At 63.8% G+C, this 18,686-nt stretch carries 13 protein-coding genes; 4 read left to right on the top strand and 9 right to left on the bottom strand.

The window, feature by feature from the left end; genetic code table 11:
• Window positions 1–74: 74 nt before the first annotated feature.
• The gene (locus tag GEV06_05890) at window positions 75–1,583 is read left to right on the top strand and encodes a M20/M25/M40 family metallo-hydrolase (protein ID MPZ17425.1); all 1,509 of its coding nucleotides are present in this window, start codon (window positions 75–77) and stop codon (window positions 1,581–1,583) included.
• A gap of 181 nt (window positions 1,584–1,764) precedes the next feature.
• Here GEV06_05890 and GEV06_05895 read toward each other — a convergent pair whose 3' ends face one another.
• The 8 genes from GEV06_05895 to GEV06_05930 form a co-directional block, all read right to left on the bottom strand.
• Window positions 1,765–3,291, bottom strand: a complete 1,527-nt coding sequence (locus GEV06_05895; protein MPZ17426.1) for a peptidase S10 — start codon at window positions 3,289–3,291, stop codon at window positions 1,765–1,767.
• Window positions 3,292–3,399: 108 nt separating this feature from the next.
• Window positions 3,400–4,548 (bottom strand): aminotransferase class V-fold PLP-dependent enzyme, encoded by a 1,149-nt coding sequence (locus GEV06_05900; protein ID MPZ17427.1) that lies wholly within the window; start codon window positions 4,546–4,548, stop codon window positions 3,400–3,402.
• Between the two features lie 31 nt (window positions 4,549–4,579).
• Entirely contained in the window at window positions 4,580–5,458 is an 879-nt protein-coding gene (locus GEV06_05905) for a DUF1080 domain-containing protein (protein MPZ17428.1), read from the bottom strand.
• 164 nt (window positions 5,459–5,622) lie between these two features.
• Window positions 5,623–6,903 (bottom strand): gfo/Idh/MocA family oxidoreductase, encoded by a 1,281-nt coding sequence (locus GEV06_05910; protein MPZ17429.1) that lies wholly within the window; start codon window positions 6,901–6,903, stop codon window positions 5,623–5,625.
• Window positions 6,904–6,914: 11 nt separating this feature from the next.
• A complete protein-coding gene (locus tag GEV06_05915) occupies window positions 6,915–7,973 on the bottom strand; it encodes an SUMF1/EgtB/PvdO family nonheme iron enzyme (protein MPZ17430.1) in 1,059 nt (352 codons plus the stop codon).
• A gap of 98 nt (window positions 7,974–8,071) precedes the next feature.
• Window positions 8,072–11,476 carry a TonB-dependent receptor gene (locus GEV06_05920; protein MPZ17431.1) on the bottom strand — a complete coding sequence of 1,135 codons (3,405 nt, stop codon included), beginning with the start codon at window positions 11,474–11,476 and terminating at the stop codon, window positions 8,072–8,074.
• A 441-nt stretch (window positions 11,477–11,917) separates the two neighbouring features.
• Complete coding sequence (locus GEV06_05925; GenBank protein MPZ17432.1) at window positions 11,918–12,760, bottom strand: TIM barrel protein; 843 nt, start codon at window positions 12,758–12,760, stop codon at window positions 11,918–11,920.
• Between the two features lie 8 nt (window positions 12,761–12,768).
• Window positions 12,769–14,208 (bottom strand): twin-arginine translocation signal domain-containing protein, encoded by a 1,440-nt coding sequence (locus GEV06_05930; GenBank protein MPZ17433.1) that lies wholly within the window; start codon window positions 14,206–14,208, stop codon window positions 12,769–12,771.
• 415 nt (window positions 14,209–14,623) lie between these two features.
• Here GEV06_05930 and GEV06_05935 point away from each other — a divergent pair, with 415 nt between their 5' ends.
• From GEV06_05935 to GEV06_05945, 3 genes are all read left to right on the top strand, one after another.
• Window positions 14,624–15,973 carry a gfo/Idh/MocA family oxidoreductase gene (locus tag GEV06_05935; GenBank protein MPZ17434.1) on the top strand — a complete coding sequence of 450 codons (1,350 nt, stop codon included), beginning with the start codon at window positions 14,624–14,626 and terminating at the stop codon, window positions 15,971–15,973.
• Window positions 15,933–17,114, top strand: coding sequence for a hypothetical protein (locus GEV06_05940; protein MPZ17435.1), 1,182 nt, complete (start codon window positions 15,933–15,935; stop codon window positions 17,112–17,114). Before GEV06_05935 ends, GEV06_05940 begins: the two co-directional genes overlap by 41 nt.
• Before the next feature lie 155 nt (window positions 17,115–17,269).
• Complete coding sequence (locus tag GEV06_05945; protein ID MPZ17436.1) at window positions 17,270–17,659, top strand: c-type cytochrome; 390 nt, start codon at window positions 17,270–17,272, stop codon at window positions 17,657–17,659.
• Between the two features lie 150 nt (window positions 17,660–17,809).
• Here the strand turns inward: GEV06_05945 and GEV06_05950 are convergent, their stop codons facing one another.
• Window positions 17,810–18,685 carry a TIM barrel protein gene (locus GEV06_05950; protein ID MPZ17437.1) on the bottom strand — a complete coding sequence of 292 codons (876 nt, stop codon included), beginning with the start codon at window positions 18,683–18,685 and terminating at the stop codon, window positions 17,810–17,812.
• Window position 18,686: the final 1 nt, after the last annotated feature.

Raw genomic sequence — 18,686 nt, forward strand, 5'->3', positions numbered from 1 at the left:
CACCTCGGCGAGAGAACGGCCTCCTCGGCGAGGCGGCCCTACCGCGATGGTAGGGTGTGTTCGCCGAACGCGCCGTGACCATTGATAGAATCTTCCCAGTCAAGTGCGGCGGTCAGCAAAGCCTGACGGAGATGTTTCCGGATATGCACACTCACTCCTCCTCTCGCCTCGTCCATCGGTTGGCCCTCCGCTCGGTGATCTTCGTGGGGCTCGTCATCGCGGTCGCGCTGACGAAGGGCGCCTCGACGGCCGGCCAGGAAGCACGCGACACGTGGCTCGAGCCGTATCGGCCGGCGGTCCAACGCCTCATCGACACATCGCTCGGGTCACCGTTTGCATGGCGCCGCCTGGCGACGCTGACCGATACGTTCGGTCCACGCCTCTCGGGCAGCGACAACCTCGAAAAGGCCATACGCTGGGCGGAGTCCGAAATGAAGCGCGACGGTCTCACCAACGTCCGCCTCCAACGCGTGCAGGTGCCGCGCTGGGTGCGCGGTCGCGAGAGCCTGGAGATCGTCGAGCCGGTGCCCTCCTCGCTCGCGATGCTTGGCCTCGGCGGCAGCGTGGCGACAGCGGCTGACGGCGTCGAGGCAGAGCTGCTGGTTGTCAGCAGCTTCGAGGACTTGCGCAGCCGCGTGCCGCAGGCACGCGGCAAGATCGTGCTCTTCAACGCACCGTTCACGAGCTACAGCGAGACCGTGACGTACCGCACGAACGGCGCGGCGGAGGCGGCGCGCGTCGGCGCTGTCGCAGCGTTGGTTCGCTCGGTCGGTGGCATGGGGCTCCGAACGCCGCACACCGGCATGATGACCTACGTCGAGGATGTGCCGCAGATTCCCGCGGCCGCTGTCAGCGCGGAAGACGCCGAGCGGCTCGCGCGGCTACAGGCACGCGGTCGGCCGGTGGTGCTCCGCTTGCGAATGGAGGCACAAATGCAGCCGGACGCGGAATCCGCCAATGTGATTGGTGAGATCCCGGGACGCGAGCGGCCGAACGAAATCGTGCTCGTCGGCGGCCACATCGACTCGTGGGACGTCGGCACCGGCGCGTCGGACGATGGGGTGGGCTGCATTGTCACGTGGGAGGCGCTGCGGCTGATGAAGGCGCTGGACCTTCGCCCCCGCCGGACCGTCCGCGTTGTGTTGTTCACCAACGAGGAGAACGGGCTGCGCGGCGCCCTGGCGTATCGAGACGCGTATGCCGCCGAGGCAGGGCAACACGTGCTAGCGCTCGAGAGCGACTCCGGCGTGTTCGCGCCACTCCGTCTCGGTTACACCGGACCGGATCGCGGGCTGCAGACGTTGAGCGAGATCGCGACCTTGCTCACACGGCTCGGTGTCGATCGAGTCGGCGCTGGGGGCGGTGGAGCCGATATCAGCCCCATTGCCCGCGCCGGCAACGTGCCCATGATGTCGCTCGGCGGCGATCCGTCGCGCTACTTCACCATCCACCACACGCAGGCCGACACGATCGAGCGCATCACACCGGGGGAGGTCTCACGCGCCGCAGCCGCGATTGCCGTGGTGACCTATCTCGTTGCGGACATGCCGCAGCGTTTCGCGGCGTATCCGGCGACGAATTAAGGAGGGATCAAGGGACCAAGGGGTCAAGGGGTCTAGGGATCAAGGGTCGGGAGGGCTGCTGGCCAGGCCGACCCCAAGGCCACGCTATTGTCGGTCAGTGCAAAATGGCCTCTAGGTTTGAAGCTCGTGCGCTTGGACAAGCCCATCCCTAGATCCCTAGATCCCTAGATCCCTTGACCCTTTACTTCCCTCCCTCCGACGTGGGCACCGGTGCACGGCTTGCACCGGTGATGAAGCGCGCCAGGTTTCCCTTCAATTGTTCGAGCGACGGGCCGTGGATGTACATCATGTGCCCGGCCTCGTAGTACGTCATGCTGACACGTTGACGGTAGTCTCCGTCATACGCGAGATGGTTGAAGGTGTACTCCGTCGCGAAGAACGGCGTTGCGAGATCGTAGTAGCCGTTGGCTACCAGGACGCGCAGGTGCGGGTTCTGGGCCATCGCTGACCGCAGGGCCGGCGCGACGTTCGTGTACCTGCCTGGCTCCTCGGGCTTCCAGGGGCGCACCTTGTCGGTGAGAATCTCGTAGACAGCGTCGTTCTCGTACTTCAGCTCTCGACGGACGTACGCGTTCAGCGCCGCGGTGTACGGTCCAGAGATGGCGACCATGCTGGGGTCGTATGCGGTGTGCTCGCCCGCTGCATCCTCGTCGCGGCCGGTATATCGGCTGTCGAGGCGGCCAACCGTCACGCGCGCGTCGCGCAACAGCTCCTTCCTGAACCGAGAGATCTCGACGCGCAGGTTGGCCTGCTCGACGAACGCCGCCGAGAGGCCCGTCAGGCGAGCGACCTGCTGCGCCACTTCCTGCCGCGCGGTGTCGTTGAGCGTGTTGCCGGCGAGCAGCGCTCGTGCGTACTCACCCATCGCGAATTCACGCACCTCATCCAGCGTCTTCCCAAGATCTGCTTGGAGCTCGGGCGCCAGCTTCTTGTGGTACCACGCCGTTGCGGTATATGTCGGCAGGAACAGCAAATACGGCAGATCGTTGCCCTCGTCGAATCTGGCAGTCTGGAAGTTCAAGATCGACGAGACGAGCATGATGCCGCTCAGATGGATACCGTGGCGATCCTGCAGATAGTCCGACAGCCCCGCGGCGCGTGTGGTGCCGTAGCTTTCGCCGATGAGAAACTTCGGTGAGCTCCAGCGCTGGGCGCGGGTGAGGTAGAGCCGGATGAAGTCGCCGACCGACTCGACATCCTCACGGACGCCGTGGAACTGTCCGGCATCTTCACCCGCCGCCGGCCGGCTATAGCCGGTGGACACCGGGTCGATGAAGACCAGATCCGTCACGTCCAGAACCGACGATGCATTCTCGACGAGTTGGCCGGGCGGCGCGGCCTGGGTCGGATCGTCAGGCATGAAGACGCGCTTCGGTCCGAGCAAACCGAGATGCAACCAGACCGACGAGGAGCCAGGCCCGCCGTTGAACGAGAACGTGAGCGGCCGCCGTGACACATCGTCGACATCGTCCCGCGTGTACGCAGTGAAGAAGATGTTCGCCTTCGGCTCTCCGGCGTCATCCTCGAGCGCCAGCATCCCGGTTGTTGCCGTATATGCGACGTCGACGCCGCCGATGCGTGCACGATGTCGTGTCTCGACCGGCGGCGACAGCTCGGATGCCTTCGCCAGCTCCTTCCTCTCTCCAGTTTCTGACTTGACCTCCTTGCTGGCCAGCTGGGCCGCCGCTCCGCGCTGTTGCGCCGGCATTGCGGAGGAGCCCAACAGCAGCGCGAAGACCAGTGCGCTCATCTGGCGTACCATTCGCATCTACTTCCTCATCGCGCGGTCTGGAGGCTGCGCTCCTCGCCAGCGGTCCTATGCACGGGTGCCGGCCAACGCACGGATGCAGCCAATCGTGTAGTCGATCTCCTCGCGGGTCGTCGGCCGACCGAGGCCGAAACGCAAATGCGTCATGCCCTCGGCTTCGCGTCCGATTGCCTTGAGCACGTGAGAGCCCTCACCAGACGCACTGGTGCAAGCGGAGCTCGTCGAAACAGCGACCTGGTCGAGCGCCGCAACCAATGCCTCACCCTCCGCGCCGGGAACGCTGATGTTCAGGTTGTTCGGGAGCCTGAGCTCCCCTCTCTCCAGTGGATCCGGTCCGTTGACCAGCACGGTCGACATCGACTCGCGGAGCGCACGCCACAGGTCGTCCCGCCACTCGCGCGTTCGCGCCTCTTCCTCCCTCATGGACTCTGTGGCAACTTCAACCGCCTTGGCCAGGCCCACGATGCCTGGCACATTCAACGTGCCACTCCGCAAGCCGCCCTCATGGCCGCCACCGGTGATGAGCGGCGCGCAATCGACAGAGCGACGAATGAAGAGCGCGCCGGCTCCTTTCGGTCCGTAGAGCTTGTGACCGGACAATGACAGGAGATCCACGTTCAGATGCCGGACAGAGAACGGCAGCTTACCGATTGATTGTGTCGCGTCGGTGTGGAACAGGACGCCACGGTCACGACAAAGCGCCCCAATCGGCGCGATGTCTTGGACGGCGCCGATCTCGTTGTTCGCGTGCATGATGGTGACGAGGATCGTGTCTTGGGCCAGCGCTTCACGCACGGCATCCAGCGACACACGCCCCTCGACATCTACGGGTAGCACCGTGACGCGAAACCCATCCTCCTCGAGGGCCAGACAGGTGTTGAGCACGGACTTGTGCTCTGCCGCCGCCGTGATGATGTGCCGTCCGCGCTCACGGCAGAAGCGCGCCACACCCCGAATCGCCAGATTGTTCGACTCGGTGGCCCCAGAGGTAAAGATGATCTCCTCGGGCTCCGCATCCAGGCCGTCCGTCACCTGACGCCTGGCCTGTTCGACCGCGGCGCTCGCCTGCCAACCAAAGACGTGGCTGCTGCTGGAGGGGTTGCCAAAGATCTCGACGAAATAGGGTTGCATCGCCTCCAGGACACGTTGGTCGACGGGAGTCGTGGCGTGATAGTCCAGGTAGATCGGAAGCTTCATGAGGTTCGAGGAAGCAGAGGCCTTGCCCAATTCAATTCAATTCGTGAACCTTGATGTTGCGATACCACACGTCGCTCTCGTGATCCTGGAACACGATGTGTCCCGTGCTCGCCACGGCGAACATCGGCCACTCCGTGAACTTACTCGCCTCGAGGCGCTGGTTCCAATCCGCGCTGTCACGCTCGTACTCGACCACCTTTTGACCGTTCAGCCAATGTTCCACATGGTCACCATTGACGACGATCTTCGACCAGTTCCACTCTCCTGCTGGCTTCGACGCATCCGTTGACGGGGGGTAGAGGTCGTAACAGGCGCCAGCAGTGCGATTGCCATTCGACCCCTGCTTGGCGTCGGGGTGACGGACGTTGTCGAGGATCTGGTACTCGGGACCGCTCCAATACGTCTCGTCTCCCTCCTCCGTCACTTGATACATCACGCCGCTATTCCCGCCAGGCGCAAGCTTCCACTCGAACACGAGCTCGAAGTTGCTGAACTCCTGCTCCGTCACCAGGTCCGTGCCATCTCCCACGTAACTGATCGCGCCGTCTGCCACCTTCCAGCTCGTGGTCGCTGACGCCGACTTGAACCCGCGGAAGCCTGTCAGATCCTTCCCATTGAAGAGCAGCTCCCAGCCCGCGTCCCCTTCTTCGGGACTGAGCGTGTTGAGCGCAGGCGCGCCACCGGCGGCCGCGACTCCGGTCCAGCCCTCCCTGGCACCTTTCTTCGTTCCTGTCACCACTCCGCTTGCAGCAGCCGCGCCTGTCTTGACGCCCTTCTTCGTTGCATCAACGCCCTTCCTTATCGCCCCCGCGGTCGCCTTGCTCGCTTTTTTGGCCACTGACTCACTCCCTTTCTTCGCCTTTTCGGGAGCGCTTTGGCCTGACTTCTCACCGCCCTGCGACTGCGCCATGGCCGGCAACATCATCGCCCAGGCCAATGCAGTGGTCATCGTCATCAGCATCAAGAAGCGCTTCATGACTGACTCCTTTCGTCGAGCGAGGCTGGCCTCGCTTTTGAGCATCCTGCCGCATCACCCTGTCACCTCTCTCACCGTGTCACCCAACCCTCGCCCTGTCAAGAAAGGTCGTACTGGCCTGGCATCGCGACCGCCGGCGTGGGCATCGGCCCCAGCTCCAACGTCTCAGGCACCAGCGACTGCTGCGCATCGAGCGCCTGCTCCCAGGTCACGAGCTGGCCGCTGTACCCGGCCATCCGGCCCATGATCGCGGTCAGCGTTGACTCGGCCACCTGTTTGAGCTCGTTGAGCGGTGTTCCTTTACGAATGCTCTCGATGAGATCCGTGTGCTCCTGCACGTACGGGCTGATGGGATCCTTGGTCCCAGTCCAGGCCTGTGCCCCTTTGATCTCGTACCGGTTCGGATCCGTATCGCAGGTCCCTTTGGTGCCGACGAGGGCCTCGGCGATGCGGTTGGCACAGTCGTCGATCTGCCGGCACATGCTCAGCGCGTGGACACCGTTTTGGTACTCGAAGTCCACCGCGAAGTGGTCATAGATGTTGCCGAACTCCGGCGCGGTGCGGGCTTGCCTGCCCGCCAGTGCGACGGCAGCTACCGGATGCCCCTGCATTGCCCAGTTCACCACATCGATGTTGTGCACATGTTGCTCGACGATGTGATCGCCGGAGAGCCAGGTGAAGTAGAGCCAATTACGCACCTGCCACTCGACGTCGGTCCAGTCTGGCTGCCGCTCCCGGTTCCAGAGAAAGCCCTGGTTCCAGTAGCACCGCGCGGCGACGACGTCGCCGATGGCACCGTCATGGATCCGCTTCATCGTCTCGATATAGCCATGTTGGTGGCGCCGCTGCGTACCGGCGGCAACCGCCAGTTGCTTCTGTGCCGCTTGGTCCGCAAGCGCCAGCACCTTGCGAATGCCAGGCCCGTCGACCGCCACCGGCTTTTCCGTGAACACGTGCTTGCCCGCCGCGATGGCCGCTTCGAGATGGAGCGGTCGAAAGCCGGGAGGTGTAGCGAGGATGACGTAGTTGATGTCGCTCGCGAGCACCTTCTGGTAAGCATCGAGACCGACGAAGCAGTGATCGTCCGCGACGCTCGCGGTCTCGCCGAATTTCTTCGCCAGCATCTTGCGGGATTGGTCGAGACGGTCGGCAAACGCATCACCCATGGCCACGAGCCGAACCCCCTCCGCACCACGGAGCGCGTCACCCGCAGCACCCGTGCCGCGGCCGCCGCAACCTATGACTCCGATACGAATCTCGTCGGATCCTGCGGCGTACGCACCGGCCAGGCTGGCCGTCGTGGCGAGGCTGGTCCCCACGGCCGCTGCGGTCGCGCTCTTGAGGAAATCGCGACGCGAAAAGGAGTCGTGCTCGCTCATGATTGTTCTCCTCACATGCTGTCTTTGGTCACCTTCGACCGAATAGCACGCAGCTCCGGCTGCTCTTCGGCTGCGCGAACGATGCGCAGGCCGACGAACGACTCGTCTGGATGCCACCAAATGCTCTGCGGCTGCTGCGGATCACTTGCGCTCCACTCCTCGCTCGATGCGAGGCGCGCCGCGTAACGTACCTCCTCGGCGCCATCCAGATACGACCCGCCGCGCACCACGTGCGGATAGCGCCGGTCGTCCGGTACCAAGACCGGGCGCTCGAGCGGCTGCGGCAGCACGGACAGCTCTTCGTATCGCTCGGCATCGTACTGATCGAGGACCCACTCGGCGACGTTGCCCAGCATGTCGTGGAGTTGCCAGGCATTTGGCGCCTTGTCACCCACGGGCTGCGGCCGGCCGTTGGCGTTCTCCTCGAACCACGCGTGCTCGCCCAACCCCTTCGGCGCCGCGCTCGTATCCCCAGCCCGAGCAGCGTACTCCCACTCGGCCTCGGTCGCCAAGCGATACGCCTTCCCGGTCACCTCCGAGAGCCAGCGGCAGTATTCCATGGCGGCGTGGTGAGTCATGGCGATGGCCGGCTGCTGCCCCTTGGCAAAGCCCCGCGCTTCATCTCCGTACGGGCGAGACGGCCGGCTGATTGCATCCGTATCACCCGCACCGGAATCGACCGTCCGCAGGCCCTTGGCGCCCTGCGCAAAGGCGTACTCGTCGAACTCGTCCCACGTCACCTCATGCTTGCTGATCCAGAACGGCGCGAGCTCCACCTGCACCTGCGGCCCCTCGTCTTCACGGCGGCCCGGCTCGCCTGCCCCGAGCGAAGTCGCGGCACTGCCCATCGTGAGCTTGCCGCCAGGGATGGCGACCATCTCGAAGCTCACGCTCGTCTCGGGAATCTTCTCGATGTAGGTAGTGCCCGCCTTGAAGGTGTCTGCCGCTCCTTGGGTTGGCGCGCTCGGCGCGGCGAGCAGCGTTGCCATTGGTGTGGCGAGCACCGCTGCCAGGGCGCTGGCAACGATCTGCGTCCGTTTCACCAAGCGTCTACACTGCGGGTTGAGCATCTGTCTATCATAATGCCCGAGCCCCCAGGGACGCGACGGCGGGGCGTGTAACGAAAGTGGGAGCGAGGGGCCGCGAGGCCCCTCGCCCTTGCTCGTTATCAGAACTGGAACCGCAGGCTGAGCTGCACGTCGCGCTGACCGCCCTTCGAGACCACACGACCGAAGTCAGCGTTCGTGGGATCGGTAACCACGCCGCTCAGGTTAGGGTGGTTCGGGAAGTTGAAAATCTCCGCCCGAAACTGTACCCGCCGCGCGCCTCCGAGGTTGAAGTTCTTGAACAGCGCGATGTCCCACTGCTGGTTACCCGGATGGCGGAACAGGTTCCGCGTCTGGTTGCCGAACGTTCCCGCCGCAGGGTCCGCGAACGCGTCGGGATTGATGAAGAAGTTGTCATCCTCCCCGTCCGAGAACTCCCGGCTGGTGCCTGCTTCTGGATCGCCAACGACATCGATCGGCTGGGCGAAGCTGTCGCCGACGCCGGCAATGTCGTTCGAGCGCGTGACAGAGAACGTGTCGCCCGTTCGCAAGAACGTCGCACCGGAGATTTGCCAGCCGCCGAGCAAGCTCGCCATCACCGAGCCCCCTTCGCGGAAGAAGGGGAGATCGTAGATGTATTGGAACGTGAGCACGTGGCGCCGGTCGTAGCTGGACGGCCCATAGAAGCTCGTATCGTCGAAGCTGTTCCAGATGACGTTGCGCTTGTCACTGCCGTTGTCCTCCGATTTGCTCAGCGTGTACGCCACCGCGACCTTCAGGCCGTTGCTGTAACGACGCTCGGCGCTGAGCTGGAGGCCGTGGTAGATCGATTTCCCCGCGTTCTCGGTGATACGGAGTGCGCCGTACCCTGTAAACGGCCGCAACGCTGCGGGGTTGACGTCAGGATTGGCCAGGAGCGTGCCAGCGGGCATCTGGTTGAGATTGCGCTCGCGTTGCAGATAGAGTCCCCGGCGGCCGACGTAGGCGACATCCAGGACGAACCCATAGGGGATCTCGCGCTGCACGCCGGCCGACCACATATAGGCCGTCGGATGCTTGAAGGCAACGTCCTGGGCCTGCATGCCAAACGGCAGATCCGTGGCGCCACCCGAGCCGCCCCCGGGGTTATCCGCGCTGCCGTTCGCCACGGTGACCATCGGCTGGAACGGCGGGTTGCCGCCGAGCAGCGACGAGTCGTTGAGCGTCACGCGGTTGTGGAAGATTCCACCGCTCGTGCGGAGGATGGTCTTGTCGTCGATCGCGTACGAGATGCCGAGCCGCGGTTCGATCGCGTTTGAGTGGGTCTCGGAGAAACCGCGCGGCTCGCCGAGGAACAGCGCCTGCACTCTCGGGTCCTGCGCCACGACCAGATCGTTCCCCTCGCCGATGAAGCCGTCACCCGGCAGGACAATCCCGTTGAACCGGTCGCCTCCGACAAGGCGTCCGGTGTTGGGGTCGATGACCGCCGCGCGTGAGGGATCGAAGAACCGCGGGTCGAAGTTCGCGATGTTGTTCGTCGTCGAATGCCACGGCGGCCAGACGACCCAGCGCATCCCCCCTTCAATGGTGAGCTGGCTGGTCGGCCGCCAGGAATCCTGGATGAAGAAGTCGGTGGCCAAGGCACGCCACTTGGTGAAGGCACGCTCGCCCAGCTCGGCATAGTTCGTGAAGAGCCCGAGACCCATGTCCGAGATCGCCAGACCGGTGCCGCTCGCTCGGTCGTCGCGGAACTCGAACCGGCCGTTTTGATTGTTGGTGCCGCCCGGGATGGCGGCGACGTTGATCTGGTCGAAATCGTCCTCGCCGGAGTACTCGACGCTAACGCCGCCCTTGAGCGTGTGCCGGCCCTTCACCCAGGTTGTGACGTTGGACCACGTGTGGATCGGCCCTGCGGAGAAAGCCGGATACGGTCCGCCGTCGATATCGGCGAAGCCGTCGATCGAGATGGTGGGAATCTTGTCGTCGATCTCCTTGCCGGGAAAGATGTACGGATAGTTGATCCCCGTGCGGCTCCGCTGATGGAGACCTGACTCCGTGAAGACGTCGATGAAGACCTCGTCGAGCGAGTGCGTATAGGTGAACTCGTTGATGAGATTGTTCGTCAACGTGCCGGTCCAACTGAAAACCTGGGTCCGATTCGGCCGCTCCCAGTCGGTGCGCGCAAACGGGAACGAGCCGCGGAACGGATCGACCGCGACCCAGTTCGAGCCGGAGTAGCGGTAGGTGAACTGGTTGCGCGCGTTGAGCCGATAGTCGAGGCGTAGCGTGTCCTTCCGCTGGTCCTGCGGGTTGTCGCTCGTCTGAATCAGGTTGTCGCTGCCCTGCTGAAAGCCGGGCGTCGGCTCTGGATACAGGTTCAGAAACGCGAGACCATTCGCCGAGAGCCGGTCCTGCGGGATCACGTTGCCAGGGAATGGCCGGCCAGTCCGCGGGTCGATGATCTCCCGGCGCTCGTCGAAGAAGGGGTTGTTCGAATTGAGCAGCTCGCTGAAGTCGCCCCGGCGCATGGCCGCCGTAGGTACGGTGTCGGTTCGCGTCGCCACCTGGAAGAAGTCCACCCACTCTTGTGCACCGAAGAAGAAGAACTTGTCCCTGAAGACCTCGCCCGGTACCGGACCGCCAAAGGCGTACCCGTACTGTTTGTAATCGAACGGCGCAGGCCCCGAGTTCTCGTCCTCGTTGGGGCTCCGGTTGCGGCTCCAGCTGTTGGCCTGCAGCGCTTCGTCGCGGAGGAAGTACGACCCGCTGCCGGTGTACCGACTGCTGCCGCTCTTGGTCACGAAACGGATCTGTCCGCCGCTCGCACGGCCGTACTCCGGCATGTAGTTGGCCGTGAGCACCTGCACTTCCTGGATGGCATCGACGTTCTGGACGGCGATGATGGTGCCCGCCGATCGTGTGCGGACGGCGACGGCACCGTCGATGCTGATCGTGTTCTCATCAGACCGGCTGCCGTTGATATTGAACCCGCCGTTGGTCAGGCTGGAAAAGCCGGCGTTGTTGAAGTTCCCGCCGCTGACGCCTGCCTTCAACGCCGCCACCCCAATGGGATTGCGGCCATTGAAGGACATGAGCTCGATGTCCTTGGCTTCGACCGTCTTTCGCACGGCGACGTCCGTCTGTAGCGGGGGCGCTTCCGCGGTCACGGTGACTTCCTCCGTGATCGCACCGGTCTCGAGGACGAAGCCAATCGTCAGCGACCCCGCGGCGTCGAGCTGCACGCCTGGGCGACTGACCCGCTTGAAGCCCTGAAGCTCCACCGTGATGTCGTACTGCCCCGGCCGAAGGTTTGGAAACGTATAGAAGCCGCTCTCGTCGGTCACGGCGACCTGCACCTGCTGCGTTTGTACGCTCGTCGCGGTCACCGTCACGCCCGGGATCATGGCGCCCGTCTCGTCTCGGACGGCGCCGGAGACTGTCCCTCGATCGAGCTGGGCTAGCGCAGGCCCGGCGCCCACGAGAACTAGCGCCACAAGCTGACATCCTCTGTGGAACACGCTCCTCCACATATTTGTCCCCGAGTTCATCTCATCCTCCTCCCAAAAGTCGCACCGCCGAACGTGGCGGCCTCATTCAAAAGGCTCAAAGCTGCAATACGCTCGCCGTGATCCGACGACGCTGTCGGTCCCTGATCGCGACCGGCTGAAGGTTGGAAAAGGGGTAGAACCGCGGTGCCGGCCATGACTAGGGCCAAGCCCCAACATACCGGTCGAATGAGGCGCGCAAGCCTCCTCATGCGTGAGCACATATCCTCCCCCTCAAAGACCGCTCAATAAATGGCGGTCGAACTTTCACACTACAAGAAGTGTGAAACATCGGCGTGAATCCCTCACGCACGCAAGACCACGAAGGGTCAACCACGAAGAACACGAAGAGCTCACCACGAAGTTCACGAAGAAGAAGTTCAAATTGTTTACTTCGTGATCTTTATGTCCTTCGTGGTTGATTTTTCGTGTCCTTGGCGACCATCAAGACTCGAGCGCCTTCCGACAATAGTCCAAGCACCTCCTCACTTCTGCGACCGTATCCGTGCCCTTGTACTCGTATTCGATGTTGGCCTGGATCGGCCACCCACCTTCGCGCACCAACTGCAGCACCTCGGTGATCGGCGTGTCCCCCTCGCCGAACGGCACGTTGTCGCCCTGGTCGCGCCTCCGATCCTTGATGTGGAGCGCCAGGACGTCGGCGTGATGCTCCTCGAGGAACGCCACCGGGTCGAAGTTCGCCGCCACGAAATGCCCGATGTCGAGGTTGATCTTGATGGCATCCCCGCCGAGCTCCTGCGCGCGCGCGAAGTCATCCGGCGTCGCCGTCTCGTCGTTCCCGATCCGCGAGTGATTGTGATAGGCGACGACCATGTCGGCCTTCCTGGCCAGCGGTCCAATTCGCCGAGCCAGGCTGACCTTCGTCGACGTGGTCACGAGCGTCACGCCGAGCGCACGGGCAAACTCGAACGTGCGCGCAAGCTCCTCGTCTGTGGCATCCGGCGAGAACTGCCCGTTGAAGGCGTGAATCGCCACGCCCGCCTTGTCGAAGAGCGCCTTGGCCTGCTGAAAGTCCTCGGCGGTGGCCGGCTCCTTGTTGGGTCGCTGGACATGCCCAGCCCACAGCTCGCAGGTCTCGATCCCGAGCGTGGCCATGGCGTCGACTGCCGCCGCCAGCTCCAGGTCGCGAAAGCTGTAGCTCTGCACCCCAAGCTGCACGCCGCGGATGGCCGCGGTCACCACGGAGGAGGCAGCCCCGCTCCAGCCGACGAGTGCCGTCCCTGCCGTCGTCGCAGCGAGCGTGTGCAGAAAGTCACGACGATTCATATGAGCTCCTACCGTGCAGCGACGCGCGCACTCGTGCGCGCTGTGTTCTCGCCGTCCACTTCGACCATCTTTTCTGGATCCCACGAGACCGGACGCTGTTCGAAGTAGCTGACGTTCGACAACACGGCCGGTCCGGCCGCCCGCAGGCCAAAAGTCGGATCCTCGACCACGGGCTTACGCGTGCGCACCGCGTTGAAGAAATTCGCGAAGTGATCGTAGCTGTCATCGTACCCACGCGGCGCCGTCCATACTTCCTCGGGCTGCTCTCCCATGGCGGCGTGGGTCCGGCTGAACGAGGGCTCCTCTTCCGGATACTTCTGGTAGTACTCCTCGAGGAACGCTTCCTGCACCGCTTCGGGGAACGTGTCGATGGTATGGCCAGGCGCTTTGGAGCGCGCGCTCTTGGCCACCCGCACCTCGTCGCCCTCGAGCGTCAGCATGCCGTCGCTCCCAACGAATCGAAATTGAGAGCCTCCGCCACCGCCAGCCGCGAAGTCGACCCTGAGCGTGAGGTTGAACGCGGGATGTGTGGCCGTCTTGGGATAGTCGCACACCGCGATCATCACGTCCGGCACATCCCGGCCATCGTTCCAGAAGCGCAGGCCGCCGGCCGAGAGCACGCGCGTCGGCCCGTTCGACGCGAGAATGTAGTGGATACCCGAGAAGAGGTGAACGAAGAGGTCGCCCGCAACGCCGGTCCCGTAGTCGCGATAGTTGCGGAATCGAAAGAGCCGCATGGCCTCGAACGGACGCTTGGGTGCCGGTCCGAGATAGCGGTCCCAGTCGATTGTCTGAGGCGAGGCGTCGGGCGGCATCGAATACTGCCACGCCCCAAGCGCCGAGTTGCGATCGATGTACGCCTCGACGAGATTGAGATCGCCAATCGCCCCGGCCTCGATCAGCTCACGCGCTTTCGTGTACACGATCGAGCTCACCCGCTGGCTGCCCACTTGCAGGATGCGCCCCGTCTTCTTGGCCCCATCGATGAGCGCCTGCCCCTGGTCCGCGTGCTGGACCATCGGCTTCTCCACGTACACGTCTTTGCCCGCCTTCATGGCGTCGAGCGCGATCTGCTGGTGCCAGTGATCCGACGTGGCGATGATCACGGCGTCCACATCCGGGCGCGCGAGAATCTCCTCGTAGTGGCGGGCGGTCACGAGGTCGTCGCCCCACCGCTCCTTGCAGCGGGTCATCCGGCCGTCGTAGCAGTCGGAAGCCGCCACCAGCGCAACGCCAGGAACCTGAAGCGCCACCTCCGCATCGTGCTGCCCTTGCCCGCCCGCGCCAATCAGCGCGACCTGGATCTTGTCGTTGGGCGACGGCGCGGGAGGCGGGGCTTGTCGAAGCGGCAGGACGCGCGCCTCGGCACGACCTGGGTCGAACGCCGCCGCCCCGAACGCGAGCGAGCCGGCAGCAGATACCTTCAAGAAATCTCGACGGGAAGCCATTCGGTCAGCCATGATGGTTTCATCTCAGCGCTGGAGGGAGGAGCCGCACCGTCCAAGCTAGGCTCATACTGGTGTGACCATTGAGACAAACGACGATGTATCAGCTCCCGAATCAGTGGATTATCGAATTGTAGCATGGAGCCGATCCGCCGGTTAAGGCAAGATCAGGAATCAGGACACGGGAATTAGCAATCGGCTTGCCATGAGCGAGCCTAACGGCTCGCCGAAGGCGGGCCGTCAGGCGAGTCGAATGGAAAAAGCGTGATAGGATTCGCTCGAATTGCACCAGTGCTGACCACAAGAAGATCAGGGTCCAATGTGGTCCTACCAACATTGCCTCGGTGCGCTAACGGCCGCCTCGGCGAGGCGGCCCTACCGAGGATTGTTGGTTCCGGTCAGCAAGGAGACGCAACCCATGGCAACCGATCGACGAACGTTCATTCGCATGGCGGGGGCTGGCGCAGCCGGTCTGGCCGTGACGCCAGCCTCGAGCTATGCGCGCATCCTCGGGGCGAACGACCGCGTGCGCGTCGGCGTCGTGGGCTTCTCGGATCGCTGCAGGGGCTCGCTCCTCCCGGCGTTCCAGAGCCACGCCAACCCACTCAACTTCGAGCTCGTCGCCGTCTCGGACATTTGGAGCCGCAGACGCGACGACGGTGTGGCAGCGGTCGAGAAGCTCGCCGGGAGAGCGCCCGCCGCCTGCCGGAACAACGAAGAGCTCTACGCGCGCAATGATGTGGATGCCGTGATCATTGCAACGGCCGACCATCAGCACGCGTATCACTGCATCGAGGCGGTGACCGCGGGGCGCGATTGCTACGTCGAGAAGCCCTTCGCGCACACGATGAAGCATGCGCGCGACGCGCGCCAAGCGGTCAAGGAGTCCGGCAAGATCATGCAGGTCGGGACGCAACGCCGGAGTGCCGCGAACTATCAGGCGGCGGCCGACTTCATTCAGTCCGGCAAGTTTGGCGACCTCGTCATGGTCGAGATGACCTGGAACGTCAACCAACCGGGCCGCTGGCGGCGGAAGGAGCTCGTCCAGGAGATCCGCCCTGAAGAGACGGACTGGAAGCGGTTCCTCATCGACTACGAGGACGAGCCGTGGGATCCGCGAAAGTATTTGGAGTTCCGGCTGTTCTGGCCGTATTCCTCTGGGATTCCGGATCAGTGGATGGTGCATCAGATCGACACGGTGCACTGGTTCACTGGCCTGCCCCGCCCGCGCAGCGTCGTTGCCAACGGGGGCGTCTACCTCTGGAAGGACGGCCGCGTGAACTGGGACACCTTCACCGGCGTCTTCGACTATGGTCCGCTCGACGATCCCTCCAAGGGCTTCCAGGTGGTCTACGCCTCACGTATGACCAACTCGGCGGGCGACGTGAAGGAGATCTATCGGTCCAACGGTGGCACGCTGGATCTCGACCAGAACAAGGTGACGCCCGAGGGTGGCCTCGAGCAACGCCGCGCATCCGCCATGGGCATGGACGCCAATCTCTTGTCGGAGGCGTCACTCTCGGCGGCGGCCAAGATGGAGACGGGTGCCGACACCGGCGCCGACAACGCCACTTCGGCCAACATGCGGAACTGGATGGAATCGGTGCGAAGCCGCAAGACGCCGAATGCAGATATCGAGGCTGCCTACAACCATTCGGTCGCCCTCTGTATGACCATTGCCGCCATGCAGACGGGCCAGCGCATTTCGTTCGATGATGAGCGGCAAGATGTCGTCATTGGAGGAGGGAACCGTGGAACGCAGGAATAGCGGGTGGAGCTCTTGGTCCGCTGCGGCGGGCGCTCTCACGGCAGCGGCTGTTGGTGTCGCCGCGTTTGCCGTGTCGGTTGCCGGCTCTCCGCGCACCCAGAACGGCTCATCTGGAGCCGGCGAGGAGGGGCGTGTCGAAATCGTGCCGCACGACGAGCAGCGCCGTGTGGACATCGAGGTGGACGGCAAGCCGTTCACCTCCTATATCTGGCCGACCACGCTCAAGAAGCCGGTCCTTTACCCGTTGCGAACGGCCGAAGGCGCGGAAGTGACGCGAGGCTTTCCTCCGAAGCCTGGCGAGCGTGCCGACCATCCGCACCAGGTCGGGCTGTGGTTCAACTTCGGCAACGTGAACGGCTTCGACTTCTGGAACAACTCCGAGGCCATCCCGGCTGATCGCGAGCCGAAGATGGGAACGATCCTCCACGAGAAGATCACGGAGACGCAGAGCGGCCCCGGAGAAGGGCGCCTGGGTATTCAGGCACTCTGGCGGCAAGGCGACGGGAAGGAGATCCTGCGCGAGGACACGACATTCGTCTTCAGGGCGAGCCCCGGCGTGCGAACCATCGACCGCGTGACGACGCTGACGCCGCTGGCGGCGTCGGTCGCGATGAGTGACACCTCCGGCGGCGAGCCCGCAGAGGCAGCCAAAGAAGGCGTGCTCGGTATTCGGGTGGCCAGAGCGCTCGAGGATCCAAACGAGGAGGGCGGGCAGTTCACCGATGCCTCCGGCAAAGTAACCAAGGTCGAACAAATGGATACGTCCGGCGTCACCGGCGTCTACACCAGCAGCGAGGGCAAGACGGCCGGGGATGTCTGGGGTACGCGCGGCCGTTGGACCATGCTCTCTGGTACCGTGGACGACAAGCCGGCGACGATTGCAATTCTCGACACGCCGAGCAATCCCGGCTTTCCCACGTACTGGCACGCGCGTGGCTACGGCCTCTTTGCCGCGAACCCACTCGGCCAAGCGGTCTTCAGTGAAGGAAAGGAGCGGCTCGACTTCTCGATCGCCGCCGATGAGCCAGCGAAGTTCCGCTATCGCGTGCTCATCCTGAGCAGCCAGCCGTCTGCCGAGGAAATGGAAGAGCTCTATCAGGAGTGGGTGAAGACGAACGAAGGTGAATCGGTGACAAGGTGACAGGGTGACAGGGTGACAGGGTGACGACACGTAGCGCGCGAGCGCGACGAGGGGCCCCTCGCTACGTACCAAGTGAGCTACCGAAACGTGGCGTTAAGGTAAGATGGGTTGATGTGCTGGCGTGGCCAACCTGAACCTCGAGAGGGCTTGCAAACGTGAAACGCCTTGTCGGACTGTCACCTTTCATCTTTGCAGCGAGCGTCGTGCTCGCCGGAGCGTTCTTTCTCGGATCCAAGCTCGTGATGGCGCAAGAAGCGGGAACGGCTCAAGCGTCGGCGGATCCGAAGGCCGAGGAGATCTACACGACACGGTGCGTGGCCTGCCATGGCGCCGACGGCGACTCGCAGCTTCCGGAGATGAGCTTTACCGACGGAGTCTGGAAGCACGGCTCTTCGGAGGGGGAAGTTGCGAAGACCATCACGGACGGCGTGCCTGGCACCGCCATGATGCCGTTCGAATCGCAGCTCTCACAAGAAGAAATCGAGACGCTCGCCAAGTACGTGCGGCAGTTCGATCCGAAGCTGCGCGAGGGGGACAAGGAATAGGGATCTAGGGATCTAGGGCTCTAGGGTTCCAGGGTTCCAGGCGTAAAGGGGCCGACGCTTCCACCGTCGGCCCGAAGAGCCTACCACCTGCATTCGCACGACCCGTTCCCTAGATCCCTTGGCCCCTAGATCCCTTGCCCCGTCACCCTTTCACACATCACAAAGCTGCACCGCTTCCCCGAGCGAGGTCAGCGGCTCGCGCGTTGGGATGAACTCGTGCGCGAAGTACCCCGTGTAGCCCTTGTCGACGATGGCGCGCGCGATGGCATCCCACTGGAGCTCTTGCGTGCCGTCGAGCTCATGACGGCCTGGTACGCCGCCCGTGTGGAAGTGGCCAATGTAGTCCCAGTTATCCGTGATCGTCCGGATGACGTCCCCCTCCATGATCTGCATGTGGTAGATGTCGTACAGCAGCTTGACGCGAGGTGAACCGACCGCCTTCATCACCTGGACGCCGAACGGTGTGTGGTCGCCCTGGTAGCCCTCGTGATCGACCTTGCTGTTCAGCAGCTCGACGCAGACGGTCACTTCGTGCTCCTCAGCGACCTTGACTACTTTGCCCAGCGCGTCGGTACAGTTGCGCACCGCTTGCTCATCGTCGATGTTCGGTCGCCGGTTTCCGAAGAAGACGATCACATTCGGCACGCCGGCCTTGGCCGCCCTCGGGATGGCCGAGGTGAGCGCCGACACAATCTCGTCGTGATTCGCTGGATCGTTCAGACCATCTGGAATCGAGCCGGCACGGACCGATCCCATCGAGCAGGTCAGACCGTACTCCTTGGCAACCGACCAGTCTTCCTCTCTCAAGAGGTCGATGGCCGTGAGGCCGAGGTCCGCGACGCCTTTACAAAACGTGCGGAATTCGACCTTCTCGTAACACCAACGACAGACCGACTGCTTCAAGCGCGCCTTCGAGACGACGTTCTCCCCCGCCGCCCCAGCGGCTGCGATCCTCGTGGCACCGGCACCCAAGGCTAGCGCCGCACCGCCCGCGGTCGTTAGCACATCCCGCCTCGTGATGTCCATG

Source organism: Luteitalea sp., from assembly GCA_009377605.1.
GTDB lineage: Bacteria > Acidobacteriota > Vicinamibacteria > Vicinamibacterales > Vicinamibacteraceae > WHTT01.